General features: G+C 74.2%; 13 protein-coding genes. 4 read left to right on the forward strand and 9 right to left on the reverse strand.

Annotated features, from left to right (window positions below):
- Positions 1-66 precede the first annotated feature (66 nt).
- From hemE to hemQ, 3 genes are read left to right on the forward strand one after another with little or no spacing between them, the layout of a single operon-like run.
- Complete coding sequence (gene hemE / locus AB0G50_RS31585; RefSeq protein WP_360116072.1) at positions 67-1,107, forward strand: uroporphyrinogen decarboxylase; 1,041 nt, start codon at positions 67-69, stop codon at positions 1,105-1,107.
- Positions 1,104-2,531: a protoporphyrinogen oxidase gene (gene hemG / locus AB0G50_RS31590; RefSeq protein ID WP_360116075.1), complete on the forward strand. Its 1,428-nt coding sequence runs from the start codon at positions 1,104-1,106 to the stop codon at positions 2,529-2,531. Before hemE ends, hemG begins: the two co-directional genes overlap by 4 nt.
- A gap of 13 nt (positions 2,532-2,544) precedes the next feature.
- Positions 2,545-3,237: a hydrogen peroxide-dependent heme synthase gene (hemQ, locus tag AB0G50_RS31595; protein ID WP_360116078.1), complete on the forward strand. Its 693-nt coding sequence runs from the start codon at positions 2,545-2,547 to the stop codon at positions 3,235-3,237.
- A gap of 49 nt (positions 3,238-3,286) precedes the next feature.
- Here the strand turns inward: hemQ and AB0G50_RS31600 are convergent, their stop codons facing one another.
- From AB0G50_RS31600 to AB0G50_RS31635, 8 genes are all read right to left on the reverse strand, one after another.
- A complete protein-coding gene (locus AB0G50_RS31600) occupies positions 3,287-6,502 on the reverse strand; it encodes a S8 family serine peptidase (protein WP_360116081.1) in 3,216 nt (1,071 codons plus the stop codon).
- Positions 6,503-7,149: 647 nt separating this feature from the next.
- Positions 7,150-7,494, reverse strand: coding sequence for a hypothetical protein (locus tag AB0G50_RS31605; RefSeq protein ID WP_360116084.1), 345 nt, complete (start codon positions 7,492-7,494; stop codon positions 7,150-7,152).
- Positions 7,491-8,288, reverse strand: a complete 798-nt coding sequence (locus AB0G50_RS31610) for a DUF692 domain-containing protein (protein ID WP_360116087.1) — start codon at positions 8,286-8,288, stop codon at positions 7,491-7,493. Before AB0G50_RS31610 ends, AB0G50_RS31605 begins: the two co-directional genes overlap by 4 nt.
- Before the next feature lie 12 nt (positions 8,289-8,300).
- A complete protein-coding gene (locus tag AB0G50_RS31615) occupies positions 8,301-9,188 on the reverse strand; it encodes a TIGR04222 domain-containing membrane protein (protein ID WP_360116090.1) in 888 nt (295 codons plus the stop codon).
- 373 nt (positions 9,189-9,561) lie between these two features.
- A complete protein-coding gene (locus tag AB0G50_RS31620) occupies positions 9,562-10,476 on the reverse strand; it encodes a TIGR04222 domain-containing membrane protein (protein ID WP_360116093.1) in 915 nt (304 codons plus the stop codon).
- 231 nt (positions 10,477-10,707) lie between these two features.
- Complete coding sequence (gene msrB, locus AB0G50_RS31625; RefSeq protein ID WP_360116096.1) at positions 10,708-11,145, reverse strand: peptide-methionine (R)-S-oxide reductase MsrB; 438 nt, start codon at positions 11,143-11,145, stop codon at positions 10,708-10,710.
- A 9-nt stretch (positions 11,146-11,154) separates the two neighbouring features.
- Positions 11,155-11,469: a hypothetical protein gene (locus AB0G50_RS31630; protein WP_360116099.1), complete on the reverse strand. Its 315-nt coding sequence runs from the start codon at positions 11,467-11,469 to the stop codon at positions 11,155-11,157.
- A gap of 22 nt (positions 11,470-11,491) precedes the next feature.
- Positions 11,492-12,439 (reverse strand): asparaginase, encoded by a 948-nt coding sequence (locus tag AB0G50_RS31635; RefSeq protein ID WP_360116102.1) that lies wholly within the window; start codon positions 12,437-12,439, stop codon positions 11,492-11,494.
- A 77-nt stretch (positions 12,440-12,516) separates the two neighbouring features.
- On the opposite strand from AB0G50_RS31635, the gene AB0G50_RS31640 reads away from it, so the two are divergent.
- The gene (locus AB0G50_RS31640) at positions 12,517-13,182 is read left to right on the forward strand and encodes a GntR family transcriptional regulator (protein ID WP_360116105.1); all 666 of its coding nucleotides are present in this window, start codon (positions 12,517-12,519) and stop codon (positions 13,180-13,182) included.
- 199 nt (positions 13,183-13,381) lie between these two features.
- Here AB0G50_RS31640 and AB0G50_RS31645 read toward each other — a convergent pair whose 3' ends face one another.
- Entirely contained in the window at positions 13,382-14,233 is an 852-nt protein-coding gene (locus AB0G50_RS31645; RefSeq protein ID WP_360116108.1) for an alpha/beta hydrolase, read from the reverse strand.
- Positions 14,234-14,269 lie beyond the last annotated feature (36 nt).

Genomic DNA, 14,269 nt, shown 5'->3' on the forward strand with positions numbered 1-14,269 from the left:
GGGTGAGGCACGGCACGCCGGTACCGGAAACTGCGCGCATCGCGCCCGTGGGACGATGAAAGGGACATGAGCGACTACACCGAAGCCCCGCTGCTGGTCGCCGCACGCGGTGGCACGCCGTCCCGCACGCCGGTCTGGTTCATGCGCCAGGCGGGTCGTTCGCTGCCCGAGTACCGGGCGCTGCGCGCGGGCACCGCGATGCTCGACGCCTGCTTCGACCCGGACCTGGTCCGCGAGATCACCATGCAGCCGGTCCGCCGGCACGACGTGGACGCGGCGATCCTGTTCTCCGACATCGTCGTGCCGCTCAAGGCGGCGGGCGTCGACCTGGACATCGTGCCCGGCACCGGTCCGGTGGTCGCGAAGCCGGTCGCCGACCGGAACGACGTGGACGCGCTGCCCGACCTGGCGCCCGAGCAGGTGCGGCCGGTGGTGGACGCCATCGGGCTGCTGCTCAAGGAGCTGGACGGGGTGCCGCTGATCGGGTTCGCGGGCGCGCCGTTCACGCTCGCCTCGTACCTGGTCGAGGGCGGCCCCAGCAAGAACCACGAGCGCACCAAGGCGCTCATGCACGGCGACCCCGACCTGTGGCACGCGCTGCTGGACAAGCTCGCGGGCGTGACCGGCGCGTTCCTGCGCGCCCAGGTCGACGCGGGCGTGCAGGCGGTCCAGCTGTTCGACTCGTGGGCGGGCGCGCTGTCCGAGCGCGACTACCGCGAGTTCGTGCTGCCGCACTCGACCAAGGTCCTCGAGGGCATCCGCGAGGTGCCGCGCATCCACTTCGGCGTCGGCACGGGCCACCTGCTGCCCGCGATGCGCGAGGCGGGCGCGGACGTGGTCGGCGTCGACTGGCGCACCCCGCTGGACGAGGCGGTCCGCCGGCTGGTCGAGGCCGCGCCGGACGCCCCGGCGCCGGTCGTGCAGGGCAACCTGGACCCGGCGCTGCTGTTCGCGGGCCTGCCCGCGCTCGAGCGCGAGGTCGACCGGATCAAGGCCGAGGGCCGGGCCGCCGCCGGGCACATCTTCAACCTGGGTCACGGCGTGCTGCCGGACACCGACCCGGACGTGATCACGAAGGCCGTCGAACTGGTGCACCGGGCGGGATGAGACCGATGCGCGTCGCGGTGGTGGGTGGCGGGATCTCGGGTGTGGCCGCGGCGCACCGGTTGCGCCTGCTGCTCGGCCCGACCGCGACGATCACCGTCGTCGAGCAGTCCGACCGGCTCGGCGGCAAGCTGCGCACCGCCCAGGTCGGCGGTCGGTCCTACGACCTGGGCGCCGAGGCGTTCGTGCACCGCAGGCCCGAGGCCACCGACCTGATCACCGAACTCGGGCTGGCCGAGCGGATCGCGCACCCCACCGGCGTCGCCGGGAGCATCCGCGCGGGGGGTGACGTGCGCGCCATCCCGGCGCACACCCAGATGGGCGTGCCGGCGAGCGTCGAGGCGGTCCGGGCGGTGCTGTCGGAGGAGGGCGCGCGCCGGGTCGCCGCGGAGCCCGGGCTGCCGCCGATCAGCCTGTGCGGCGCGGACGTGTCGGTCGGCGCGCTGCTGCGCGAGCGGTTCGGCCCCGAGGTGGGCGAACGGCTCGTCGGTCCGCTGCTGGGCGGCGTGTACGCGGGCCGCGCGGACTCGCTCGGCCTGCGCGCCACGCTGCCCGCCCTGGCCACCGCGCTGGACTCGGGCATCGGCTCGCTGCTCGCGGCCGCCGCCACGACGCTGCCCGCGCCGCCGCAGCCGAGGTCGCCGCGCGCGCCGGTGTTCGGCACCCTCACGACCGGGCTGTCCACGCTCGTCCAAGCGCTCGTGGCGGCCGCGAAACCCGAGCTGCGCCTGGGTTTGCCGGTGCGCAGGCTGATCCGGCGGGCCGGCGACTGGCGGCTGGAACTGGGCACGCCTTCGCGTCCGGAGTTCCTCGACGTGGACGGCGTCGTGCTGGCCGTGCCCGCGCCCGCCGGGCGCAAGCTGCTGGAGCACGTGGCGCCGCGCGCGTCGGACGGGTACGGCCGGGTCGAGCTCGCGTCCATGGCGGTCGTCGCGCTGGCGCTGCCGGCGGGCACCGTGCTGCCCGAGCGGTCCGGCGTGCTGCTGGCCGAGCACGAGCGGCACGCGGACGGGACCCCGTTCAGCGCCAAGGCCTTCACCTACTCCAGCCGCAAGTGGGCGCACCTGGGCGGCGAGCCCGTGCTGGTGCGCGGCAGCGTCGGCAGGCACGGCGACGTGCGGTCCCTCCAGCGGGACGACGAGGAGCTGGTGGCCGCCGTGCGGGCGGACCTGGCCGAGTTGACCGGCATCACCGCACCGCCGGTCGACGCGGTGGTCCAGCGCTGGGGCGGCGGACTGCCGCAGTACGGCGTCGGGCACCTGGACCTGGTGCGGGACATCGAGGACGCGGTCGCCGCCGTGCCCGGACTGGCCGTCGCGGGCGCGACCCTGCACGGAGTCGGCATCCCCGCCTGCATCGCCACGGCGGACGCCGCGGCGGGCCGGGTGGCCGCCCACGTGCTCGGCCGGGTGCGCGTCGCCGAGTGAGAGGATGAGGGGCATGGCCCGCCTGAACTACACCGAGCTCAACGACACCATCCGCTACACCATGTGGTCGGTCTTCCGGGTGGAGTCCGGTCGCCTGCCCGACGACCGCGGCCCGGCCGCCACCGAGGCGCAGGAGTACCTCGACGGCCTGGAGTCCAAGGGCGTCGTGGTGCGCGGCGTGTACGACGTGGCGGGGTTGCGCGCCGACGCCGACTACCTGATCTGGTGGCACGCCGAGGAGATCGAGCAGCTCCAGGCCGCCTACTCCGGGTTCCGGCGCACCGCGGTCGGCCGCGCGTCGACGCCGGTGTGGAGCCAGGTCGCGCTGCACCGCCCGGCGGAGTTCAACCGCAGCCACGTCCCGGCGTTCCTGGCGGGCGAGGAGCCGCGCAAGTACGTGTGCGTGTACCCGTTCGTCCGGTCCTACGAGTGGTACCTGCTGCCCGACGAGGACCGCCGCAAGATGTTGGCGGACCACGGGAAGGAAGCCCGCGACTACCCGGACGTGCGCGCCAACACGGTGGCGTCGTTCGCGCTGGGCGACTACGAGTGGATCCTGGCGTTCGAGGCGGACGAGCTGCACCGCATCGTGGACCTGATGCGCCACCTGCGCGGCACCGAGGCGCGGTTGCACGTGCGCGAGGAGATCCCGTTCTACACCGGCACCCGGGTGCCGGCCGCGGAACTCGTCACCTCCCTGCCCTGAGCCGCCGGCCGTCCACAGTGGATCGGTCCACTGTGGACGGCCGGTCCGGTCAGCCCAGTCGGTAGGTGTGGATCACGGTGTGCGCGAAGGTGTTCCCCTTCGTGTCCGCGCCCTTCACCCGCAGCGAGGCGAACGCGCCGGGCCGGTCCGGGTTGCGGACCAGCGCCGTGCGGCCCGCGACCGGGACCTTCGACCACGTGGCGCCGTCGTCGAACGACACCTCGACGGCCACCTCGCGCACCCTGCCCGCGGTCGGGCTCTCCTGCTGCTCCACCACGAACGGCACCGCCAGCAGCCGACCCGCCGGCGTCGCGCCCGTGTCGGTCAGCTTCGGCGTGAACCGCACCACCGACAGCGGGAGCGGCGTCGCCCGGCCGGTGCCGGGCGTGGTGTCGGAGCGGAACGTCCACTCGCCGGTCACCTTCGTGGCGAAGTCGGACGTGCCCGCCACCCGCTCGCCGCCCGCCTCGATCCGGAAGTCGCCCGGTCCGGCCGGGACGGTGAACACGCCGGAGGCCGGGTTCGAGGCCTCGCGGACCTTGACCCCGTCGCGGTACAGGGCGGTCCGGGCCGCCGTGACGTCCGCGCCGCCCGGGTGGCCGTCGCTGTCACCCCACAGCGCCATGCCGAACGAGATGGTGTCGCCGCTGCGCGAGAGGTACGGGTAGGCCTGCTTCGGCAGCGTCGGGCCGTAGTTGGGGAAGTTGTACCGCTCCCGGTACTCCCGGCCCGGCCGCAGGGACTGCTCGCCGCTGCTGAACTGGAACGCGCCCGGACCGTTGTCGGCGAACCGGAGGTACGCGCTGATCCACTTCGTGCCGGTGGTCAGGTGGTCGATGGACGCGGTGCGCACCGGCGCCACCCACGACCAGCCGCCGTCGCCGTTCGCGAGCGGGTTGAAGGCGTGGCCCTGGTTGGCGGTCGGCGAGCCGTAGGAGGTCCGCACGGTCGCCAGGTCGCGCCGGGCGGGTGCCCGGGTGAACCCCTTCGGCACGCCCTTCTCCTGCCACGCGAACCGGTACGCCACCGACGCGTCGCCGACCGGTGTGCCCTCCGCCTGGAGGCCGACGACGGTGGTGACCTGGTCCGGGACCGGGCCGGTCGAGCCGAACGACGTGCCGGCGAAACCGTCGGGCAGCAGCGTGCCGAAGCTGTGGGCGTACCCGCCGACGCGGCGCGTGACGGTGAAGTCGCCGAGCCGGGTGATCGCGGCCGGGTCCGGCACGGTGATCTTCACCGGTGCGGTCGAGCGGGCGTCGACCGCGGTGGTGGTCGGACCGCCGACGGTCAGCGCCGGGGCGAACACGAACGCGGTCCCGGTTTCCGGCCTGCCCAGCTGCGACTGGGCGAAGTACTCGCCCTTGGGCACCCGCACCGTCACGCTGCCGTCCTCCTCGTAGGGGAACAGCACCTGCGAGTTGTCCAGGCCCAGCACCAGCGTCGTGTAGTCCCGGGTCGGCCGCCCGTCCGCGCCCACGTGGTTCAGCGTGAGGTCGTAGCTCTCCACCTCGCGGGTGATCGAGACGGGGGTGCGCACCGCGGCGGCGCCGCTCGCCACGACCACGCCGGAGTACGCGCCGTCGAGCGCGGCCTTCCGGGTGTCGCCGGTGACCGACACCGTCGCCTCGCCGCCCGCGGGCACCGTGACCGACGACGGGCTCACCGCGAACACCGACGCGGGCTTGCCGTCCGGTCCGGTCGACTCGACGGTCAGGGTCAGCCCGAGCGGCGTGCCGCCCGGGTTGCGGTAGGTGATCACCTTGCTGACCGGCACGTCGTCGGTGTGCGGGTACTGCTGCACGCCGAGCCCGACGCTCACCGGGTCGGCGGTGACCGCGGTGGTGATCGCCTTCGCCAGGTCGATCCGGCCCGCGCCCTGGTCGAACGCGGTCGCGCCGGCCGAGGGCTTCGCCGAGGCGGTCAGCGCCGCCTTGATCCGCGCGCCGGTCCAGTCCGGGTGCTGCTGCGCGAGCAGTGCCGCCGCGCCCGCCACGTGCGGTGTCGCCATCGAGGTGCCCGAGAGCGCCACGTGCGTCGGATCGACGGGGTCGCCGATCGTGCCGGCGCCGGACTTGGCCGCCACGATCCCGACACCGGGCGCGGTCACGTCCGGCTTCACCGCGTCGTCGCCGGCGCGCGGGCCCCGGCTGGAGAACGAGGCGACCGAGTCGTCCCGGTCGACCGCGCCGACGGTGAGCGCGGCGTCCGCGCTGCCCGGTGAGCCGACTGTGCCCGGCGCGCCCGAGTTGCCCGCCGCGACCACGAACAGCGTGCCGGAGGACGCGGACAGCGCGTTGACCGCTTCCTCCAGCGGGTCGAGGCCCGGCCGGTCGGCGCCGCCGAGGCTGAGGTTCACCACGTCCGCGCCCTGGTCGACGGCCCACTGGAGGCCCGCCAGGATCCACGACTCGGCGCAGCCGCCGCTGAAGCACACCTTGCCGTCGAGCAGCGAGGCGTCCGGCGCGACACCGCGGTACTTCGCGTCCCGGCTCGCGATGGTGGCCGCGACGTGCGTGCCGTGGCCGACGGAGTCGGTGTTGTCGGGATCGGTGGTGAAGTTCTTCTCGGCGATCTCCCGGCCCGCGAGGTCGGCGTGGGCGCCGTCCACCCCGGTGTCGAGGACCGCGACCTTGACGCCCTTGCCGGTGTACCCGGCGTCCCACGCGGCGGGCGCGCCGATCTGCCTCGTGCTGCGGTCGAGCGAGGGCTGCCGGAGGCCGTCCAGCCACACCTCGCGCACGCCGGCGTCGGCCAGCAGCGCGTTCCACGTCGCCGTCGCCCGGGACTTCTCCGCCGTGGCCGCCACGGCGCCCGCCGCGGGCAGGTCGGCCGTCACGCTCGCGCCGGCGGTGCGGACCGGACCCGGCGCGCCCTGCACGATCAACGGCACCGAGTCGCGCGCCGCGTCGTCGTAGCCGGCCTGGACCAGGCCCGTGACGTCGAACAGCCGCAGGTCGACCCGACCCGCGGCGAGCGGTCGGAGCGCGTCCTCGGGCACCACGTGCAGGTGGCCCTCCCGGGTGAACGTGCGGAACCCGATCCTCTCCCGTCCCGGGCCCGGTGTCAGCGAGCCGACCCGGGCACCGGTCAGCGCCACCCGGTCGCCGGTGATCAGCGTGACGCCGACCGCGCCCGGTGTGACCTCGTCCGGCGTGGCGGCCGTGCCCGGTGCCGCCGTGCTGACCCCCGTGCCACCCGTCACGAGCCCGATGGCCAGGATCGTCGCCCCCCAGGCGACTCTCCGGCCGGAATTCGCAGAACCCAACGCAGACACCTCCCGAATCCGGTGGTTCGCGCGTGCGCGCCGTCGGAAGGGCGCCGTCGGCTCCGGCGGCGGCGGTGTGAACCCGAGGTGATCTGCCCCCCAACACAGTCGACGCTAACCACCCGTGCGGGTGAGGACAGCGGCTCTTCGGGGGCCTGGCGCGTTCCCGGACGGCCCAGCGCGGTCACGGTGTGCCGCGAGTACCGCCGTTGGGCCGAAAGGCCTTGTGCCACAACGAATCGGTTGGCTGCCGGGCGTTGCGGGGCGGTGCGCCCGGTAGTCCGCGCGACGGGGCCGGCGCCAGTCGAGACGGGTTCGGCCGTCCGGGTGGAAAGGTCGGATCGTCCCCGACCCGCCCGGTCCGCCGGATTCCGCGCGGGCGCGCTTCCCGGTGCCGCGGGCACGGGTGCCGCGTCAGCCGCGGAGGTTCGCGCGTCGTGTGCCGCGACGGGCGTGGACGGCCGGCCTGTCGCGTGGAGTGTCGGCGCCCGGCCTGTCGCGTGGGGAGTCTGGTGCTCGGCGCGCCGTGCGGTGGGCAGGTGCCTGGTTTTCCTCGCGGTGGGCTGGGTGTCGGGTGCCTTGCGGTGGGGGCAGGTGTCCGGCCTGCCACGCGGCGGGCCGGTGTCGGGCGCGCCGAGCGGGGTGGGTCAGGGCTTGCGCTGCCACCACCGGCGTTTGCGGGGTGGTTCCAGTTCGCCCTGGGTGACCAGCCACTCGGCGAAGGCGGCGGCGTACTGGCGCATCCTCGTGTCCTCGTGCTTCGGGTTGGCGCGGCTGTAGGCGTCGAACAGCGGGCGGAAGCGGTCGCCGAGGGTGTCGGCGAGGTCCGGGCGCACCATCCGGACCACGCCGCGGCGCTTGTTCAGCAGCGCGCGGGCCTCGATGGCGACGCGGTCGCGGTCGAAGCCCTCGGGCACGGCGCCGTCGGCCAGCAGGGCGCGCAGCAACTCGGTCTGGGCGCGGGCCAGTTCCGCGCGCTGCGGCGCGGTCACCGGGCCAGCACCGCGCGGATCGCGGCCAGTTCCGCGGCCAGTTCCGCGTCGGCGGGGTAGTCGTCGTCGCGCTCGAGCAGCACCCCCGGCGGGTCGACCCGGTCGCGGAGCTTCGCCAGCACGTCCAGCACCTCCGGCAGCACGGCGTGCGCGTGCGTGTCGTGGTAGACGCCGTGGTGCTCGACGCCGCCCGCGACGTGCACGTAGGCCAGGCGCTCCAGCGGGATCTCGTCCAGGAAGCGGTCGACGTCGGTGCCGAGGTTGCGCGCGTTGGCGTACAGGTTCGCCACGTCGATCAGCAGGTGGCAGTCGGTCCGCTCGACCAGGTCGGCCAGGAACTGGCCCTCGGTCAGCTCGCCCGCCGGCCACTCCAGCAGCGCGGCGACGTTCTCCAGCGCGAGCGGCACGGGCAGGTCCCGCTGCGCGGCCTTCACGTTGGCCACCAGCACGTCGAGCGCGTCCCTGGTGCGGGGCAACGGCATCAGGTGCCCGGAGTCCAGCCCGCCCGCGCGCACGAAGCACACGTGGTCGCTGACGAACGGCGCGTCCAGCGCCTCGGCGAGCGCGCCCAGGTGCCGCACCCGCGCCGGGTCGACCGGGTCCGCGCCGCCCAGCGACAGCGACACCGCGTGCGGCAGCACGGGCACACCGCGTTCGCGCAGCAGCAGCACCGACTCGGGCAGGTGCTCCACGTGCAGGTTCTCCGCGACGACCTCGACGAAGTCGACCGGGAGGCTCTCCACGGTCAGGTCGATCTCCGCGCGCCAGCCGATGCCGACACCCAGCTTGTCCACGTCCGTCCCCTCTCAGTCGCCGCCACCGCCGCCGCAGGAACTGCCGCACGAGCTTCCGCTGCTGCACGAGCTGCTACTGCTGCACGACGACCCGCTGCTGCACGAACTGCCGCTGCCGCACGACGAACTACCGCTGTCCGACGAGCTGCACGTGCTGCCCGCCGAGCAGCTGTTGCTCGCACAGCTGCTGCACCCGCCGCACGTGCTGCCGCCGCAGGAGGCGTCGGACACCGCCGTGTTCGCCCGGGCCCGCCGGTGCAGCGTGGCCGCGGCCTCGTCGGACAGGCCCAGGTACTTCCACACCGGCTGCCGGTTGTAGCGCCCGAGCAGACCGTAGCTCGCGACCAGCACGACCCGGTCGCCGCTGGCCGCGTGGGCGCGCAGCCGCTTGACCGCCTCCCGACCCTGGCGGGTGAGCGGACCGCGGAACTTGCCGGCGACGTAGCGCGCGATCAGCGCCACCACGAAGAGCAGGATCGAGTAGCCGATCGGGAACCGGGGCAGCACGGCGCTGACGATCGCGGCGACCGCCAGCGCGAGCAGCACCGCCCGGATCCAGCCGATCGCGACCCGGCGTCCGCGGGAGACCAGGAAACCGCGGTCGACCAGGTGCTTGCGCAGGGTTTGCGCCTCCGTGCTGCCCGCGGTGGCGTTCACGACCTGGCCGAGCGGCCTCGGCAGGACGCGCAGCACGAACGCCTGGAGCGGACTCCACTGCCGGGTCGGACCCTGCACCGGGCTCACCAGGCCGTCGCGCGAGACGCGCACGGCGTTCGCCTCGACCAGTGACACCACGGCCACCTCGGCCACCCGACCGGCGCCGCCCGCGAGGAAGGCCGCCTCCTCGGGCCACAGCTCGGCCGTCGAACCCGCCGAAGCCGGCGTCCACGAAGTCGCCATCGTCCCCGTCCTCCCACTGCTGTGCCGCCGAGCGCCGCCGGCGAACCGCTCGCCCGCACCGGGGAAGCGGTGCCTGTGACGGTGCGGACCGGCTGATCGGTTCCACCCGTCCGCCGCCGGACACCGACGCCTCCACGTGGTGTTTTCGTGGCGGCGTGGAAAGCGTTACCGGCCCGGTCCACCCCGCCGGGCAAGCCGACGACGAGGCGTGGTCGCCCGACCCCGCTCCGCTGTCGAAGGACGGCCCACCACGCGATTCCCGCGGCGTGGTGGGCGGATTCCGGAAACGGCGTGGTGAACACCGGATGGCGGGCCGGAGGAATTCGGGATCGAATTCCGCAGAAATCGTGTTGCGGATCGGGTGATTCGCGGATCAGGAACCGCCGCCGCCGCACCCGCCGCCGCCTCCGCAGGACGAGCCCGAGGAACACGACGAGCCCGACGAGCAGGACGACACCGACGCGCAACCCGACGAGGCGATGAACGCGCCCGAGTCGGACGAGGACCGCGCCGACGCGCGGGGCCGGCGGTTGCGCGCCCGGGGATGCGGGTGCACGGCCGCGCGCAACGGGATGTTCGGGTGGACGGCGAACCCCCCGAGGGCGACCAGCTCGGCCTCCGGGACCGAACCGGTCGCCCTCCTCCCCCTGGCCCGGGCCTCGCCCACCGCGCTGGTCCCCCTGGCGGTGAGCGTGACCGGAGCGGCCTTGAGCAGCACGCCGACCAGGACACCGGTCAGGGCGAGCTGCAACGTCAACCAGCCGACCGGCGCGCCGATCGCGATCCCGTTGACCCAGCGCACGACGCCGATCGCGAGCAGGGCCGCCATCGGCAGCACGCCCCAGCGCAGCGAGCGCTTCACGGCGCGGGTCGTCATCAGGAAACCGTTGGCGCGCAACCGGTCCCCGACCTCCACGACCGCGTCGTGGGTGGACACGGCGGTGATCAGCAGCGCCAGCGTGCGGTACTTGTAGCGCTTGGCGTCGGCCAGCACGGCGGCGTCGACGGCGTTCGCGGGAGTCGGCGAGCCGGCCACCCGCACCGAACCCTGCCTGGCCGCGACCAGCACGCCGGACGAGATCAGCGCGGCGACGGCGGTTTCCACCACCCGGCGCGGTCCGCCGGTGAGGTACGCCAGTTCGTAGAGGTCCGGTGGGCCCGCGGGCACGCCTCCCCGCGTGCCACGCAGGCCCACTCGGACGACGATCGCGACGGCTGTGGTCACCGCCAGTGCGATCCAGTACAGCTCCAGGAATTCCGGGCCGGACAGGCCCCACGGTCGCTCCACGGTCCACCCCCTGCGGCCGACGGCGGAAACGGGTCCCGCCGTTCAGGAGGCAATCGTGTGCGCCGCTTCACACTCCGACAAGAGTGCTTGGGCAAACCTTAGGGTTTGCGGTAGAGGGGCCTCAGGACGACGACGCGCCGTCGACGCCGCCGGAGCCCTCGCCGTCAGTGCCCTTGAGCATGCGCATGTTTCCTCCCGGTGTGGTTGTCGTCATCGTTCGGAGTAGCGCCTTCAGTCTGCGTGACCGGCGGGGCTTTCGACCAGACGCAAACTGATCGAATTGATGCAGTAGCGCTGATCCGTCGGGGTCTCGTAGCCCTCACCCTCGAAAACGTGCCCGAGGTGGCTGTGACATGTGGCGCAAAGCACTTCCGTGCGCACCATGCCGAGGGCCCGGTCCTCGCGCAGGATCACGGTGTCCGCCGCGAGCGGCGAGAAGAACGACGGCCAGCCGCAGTGCGAGTCGAACTTGGTGTCGCTGCGGAACAACTCGGCCCCGCACGCGCGGCACGAGTAGACGCCCTCGGTCTTGGTGTCGGTGTACTCGCCGACCCAGGCCGGCTCGGTGCCCGCGTCCCGCAGCACCTTGTACTCCTTGGGCGTCAGGATCTCGCGCCACTCGAGCTCGGAGTGGACCACCTTCGGGGTGGCGCCGACGACAGGTTCCATACCTCCACGTTAAACGAAGAGGACGGACAGGATCTCGCCCAGACCGAACCACACGCTCACGGCCACGCCCAGCAGGATGAGCAGCACGATCAGCACCGCGGTCTGCCGGCGCAGGCCGCCCGCGCGGTTCGCCGAGTCGGCGAAGTCCGCCACGCCCGCCAGGTAGCCCTCGACGGTGAACGCCGGGTTCTCGCGCCGCATCCGGTCGAGGTGCTCGGCGAAGGCCCTGGTCTCCGGGTCGTCCGGGTCGAGCCCGATGAGTTCGTCGTCGATCCGCCCCTGAGGGCCGTCGTCCGGGGAGTCGGCGGCTCTGGAACTGGCCATGGCGACCAGGGTAATGGGTGGTTCAACCCGTGAGAGCGGCCGCGGGACGCACGCCGCCGACCTTGCGGCCGTGCCCCAGCACGGGGAACTCGGCCAACTCGGCCGGTCCCGTCACGCCCAGTTCCCGCAGTGCCGCGAGGAGTACCACGGCCCGGGCCCGCGTCGACCCGTCGGCGATCTTGCACGCCGCGGCCGAGCCGTCGGGCAGTCCGATCGCGTACACGCCCTCCGCGCCGTCCTTGGCCACCGAGCCGGTGACGCCGCGCATCAGGGTGGTCACGTCGCGTCCCTCGCCGCCGACCCACTCCGGGTACGAGCGCATGGCGTGCGCGACGCGGTGTTCGGACGTGCCGGGCTCGGCGACGGCCAGCCGGCCGAACGCGCGGGCCAGCCCGGTGAGGCTGATGCCGTGCAGGGGAGCGCCGCAGCCGTCGACGCCCTCGGCGGCGACCCGTTCGCCGGACAGGTCCTCCAGGGTGTCCCTGGCGGCCTTCTGCACGGGGTGCGACGGGTCCAGGTAGTCGTGCGTCGACCAGCCGTTGCGCACGGCGGTGGCGAGCATCGCGGCGTGCTTGCCGGAGCAGTTCATGTACCGGGGCTCGGGTCCGCCGCCGGCCGCGAGCAGCGCGGTGCGGGCGTGCTCGCCCAGCGGCAGGTCGGGCGTGCACCCCAGGTCGGCGAACGACAGGCCGGCCGCCGCCAGGATCCGCGCGACGCCGTCGACGTGGAACGGCTCGCCGGAGTGGCTCGCGCAGGCCAGCGCCAGCAGCTCGTCGGACGTGGTGAAACCGTTGCGCACCAGGGCGAGCGCCTGGAACGGCTTGTTGGACGACCGCGGGTAGCACGTCGCGTCCGGCTGGCCCGCGGCGCGCAGCACCCGGCCCTCCGGGTCGAGGACGACGACCGAACCGTGGTGCACGGACTCCAGGAAGTCGCCCCGCCAGACCTCGGCGACCACGTCGTGAGCCATGCTCTCCTCCTCCGGGAGTACGCTGTCTACTGTCGACAGTCAACAACACCGGATCGATAAGGTGCCAGGAGACGTTGGTGACACCACCGCTGCACTTGAGCCTGGCCGGCCAGGCCGTTGACGTCCTGCGCGATCTCGTCCTGACCGGTGAGATACCTCCCGGCGAGCGGGTGAACGAGGTCGAGGCCGCCCAGCGGCTGGGCATCTCGCGCGGTCCGCTGCGCGAGGCGATCAGGCACCTGGCGTCCGAGGGCCTGCTGACGTTGGTGCCGCACCGGGGCGCGTACGTGCCGTCGGCCGACGCGGACGAGGTGAAGGCGCTGTTCGAACTGCGCGCCGCGCTGGAGTGCGCCGCCGCCGAACTGGCCGCGACCCGGCGCACCGACGCGGACGTGCTGCGGCTGCGGTCGGTGTGCGCGGAGTCGCGCCGGTCCTACTCGGCGGGGGAGAAGTTCCCGCACCGGCTCGACCTGGCGTTCCACCAGACCCTGCTCGACGCGGCCCGCTCGCCGCGGATCGCCGAGCAGGTCCGGCTCGTGCAGCAGCGGGTGATCCTGCTGCGCAGCGCCCTGCACGACGACCCGCCGCACCAGCACGCGTCGCTGGACGACCACGACGCGCTGGTCGCGGCGGTGGAGGCGGCCGACCCGACGCGGGCGGCCGAGGTGATGCGCAAGCACCTGGCGCGGGTGTGCGCGCAGATGCTGACGAGCCTGTCGGTGGCGGGCCCGGTCGCCGAGTAGCGCCCGGGTGGTGGTGCCGCCGGGCGGACGCGCCGGAGTCGGGCGCGGTACCGGGCCGGACGCTCGCGGCACGGCGGTGGCGTGGACCGCCGGCGAGCCGTGCGGTCGAGCGGGTGTGCCGGCCGCGCACCGAGGCCGTGTCCTCCGGGGCTCCACCGACCCCGGCCGTGGTGCGCAAGCGTTTGGCGCGGTCGCGGGGTCAGTGCGCGGACAGGTGGTCGAGCAGGTGGTCGGTCGTGGCGCCGGCGGCTTCCTCGGGCGCGAAGTGGCCCACGTCCGGCAGCACCGCGAACCGGTACGGGCCGGTCGCCCACTCGGCGGCGGCACGGGCGGTGCGGTGGTTGATCCACTCGTCGCGCTCGCCCCACACGAACCGCGTCGGCACCGGCACCGGTCGGTACTCACCGGTGAAGTCGTTGGCGCGGTACCAGTTCAGCGCCGCGGTGAGCGCGCCCGGCTCGGCCAGCCGGCGCAGGTAGCGGGTGACCCGGTCCGCCGGCACGCTCGGCGGCCAGCCGCGCGCCAACCGGCCCGAGGTGAGCGGGTCGTGCTCGGCGTCCGGCGCGCGCAGGTGGTCCAGTTCCGACCACCGCCGCCGCTGGTCGGGATCCGTGCGCAGGGCGTGCGCGAGCGCGCCGGGGTGCGGCGCGGACACGGCCGTCAGCGTGCGGATCCGCAGCGGGTGGCGGGCGGCGGCGAGCCAGCCGGCCAGCGCGCCGAAGTCGTGGCCCACCAGGTCGAAGCGGCCCCAGCCCAGGGAGTCCGCGATGTCCACCACGTCCTGCACCGCGTGCTCGAGCCGGTACGCCGCGACGCCCGTCGGCCGCACGCCGCTGGAGTAGCCGCGCAGGTCCGGCGCCACCGCGCGGTGGCCGTGCGCGGCGAGCGAGCGGAGCTGGTGCCGCCACTCGATCCCGGACTCCGGCGCGCCGTGCAGCAGCAGCACCCGGCGTCCGCTGGTCGGGCCGGTCGCGACCGCGTCGAACGTGCCGGCCGGTGTGCGCAGGCGCAGTCGGGTCAGGTCGGATTCGATGAGCGCGGTTCGTCGCATGGCCTCCATGGTGGTGGCGCGACGCGGGTGTCGTCC

This window comes from Actinosynnema sp. NPDC020468, assembly GCF_040642015.1.
In the GTDB taxonomy this organism is placed as follows: domain Bacteria; phylum Actinomycetota; class Actinomycetes; order Mycobacteriales; family Pseudonocardiaceae; genus Actinosynnema.

Coding starts and splice junctions, on each gene's coding strand:
- hemE (WP_360116072.1), top strand. CDS start 67: ATGAGCGACTACACCGAAGCCCCGCTGCTGGTCGCCGCACGCGGTGGC.
- hemG (WP_360116075.1), top strand. CDS start 1,104: ATGAGACCGATGCGCGTCGCGGTGGTGGGTGGCGGGATCTCGGGTGTG.
- hemQ (WP_360116078.1), top strand. CDS start 2,545: ATGGCCCGCCTGAACTACACCGAGCTCAACGACACCATCCGCTACACC.
- AB0G50_RS31615 (WP_360116090.1), bottom strand. CDS start 9,188: ATGGCGACTTCGTGGACGCCGGCTTCGGCGGGTTCGACGGCCGAGCTG.
- msrB (WP_360116096.1), bottom strand. CDS start 11,145: ATGGAACCTGTCGTCGGCGCCACCCCGAAGGTGGTCCACTCCGAGCTC.
- AB0G50_RS31630 (WP_360116099.1), bottom strand. CDS start 11,469: ATGGCCAGTTCCAGAGCCGCCGACTCCCCGGACGACGGCCCTCAGGGG.
- AB0G50_RS31635 (WP_360116102.1), bottom strand. CDS start 12,439: ATGGCTCACGACGTGGTCGCCGAGGTCTGGCGGGGCGACTTCCTGGAG.
- AB0G50_RS31645 (WP_360116108.1), bottom strand. CDS start 14,233: ATGCGACGAACCGCGCTCATCGAATCCGACCTGACCCGACTGCGCCTG.